Origin of the sequence: Prevotella sp. OH937_COT-195, from assembly GCF_003932845.1 — a bacterium.
Lineage (GTDB): Bacteria > Bacteroidota > Bacteroidia > Bacteroidales > Bacteroidaceae > Prevotella.
Map to the genome: position 1 here is coordinate 1 of NZ_RQZH01000126.1, position 580 is coordinate 580.

At 52.1% G+C, this 580-nt stretch carries 1 pseudogene; it reads right to left on the reverse strand.

The window, feature by feature from the left end:
* Positions 1–61: 61 nt before the first annotated feature.
* Positions 62–580 (reverse strand): annotated as a pseudogene (locus EII32_RS11550) (IS5 family transposase); the annotation flags it as partial.

The window sequence follows — 580 nt, forward strand, 5'->3', positions numbered from 1 at the left end:
CCCATAATGCGGCAACCATTGGATATATTTTCGATTTCGGCTGCAAGGTTAGATAGTGTCGTCAAATTATAGTTGCCCACAATGAGATGCACCTGATTTGCACGGCGGCAAGGAAGGAAAGGCTTCGTTTTGCGTAGCGCGTAGCGATGCCGCGCCATCTCTTGAGGTGAAGAAAAGCGTTCTCGACCAGATGGCGTACACGGTATAGAGCTTTGTCATAGTCCCGCTGCTCCTTGCGATTTTTTCTGGGTGGAATGACGGGCTGACAGCCGGACTCAACAGCCTTGTCTATAATTTCATTGCTGTCATATCCACGGTCAGCCAAGAGCGCCTCCGCGCTCAAACCGTCAATCAATGCGCATGCTTCCTTGCAATCAGATCTGGTACCTTCTGTAACAACAACTCTGAGCGGCATACCATGCGCATCCACGGCCAGATGTATTTTGGTGTTGAGCCCCCTTTTGTGCGGCTCATCGCCTGGTTGCCGCCAACCGCTCCAGCAGCATGGGGATGCACTTTGCAATGGCTCGCATCAATCATCAACCACTCATAGTCAGGCTCAACCACGAGCGCCTCAAGG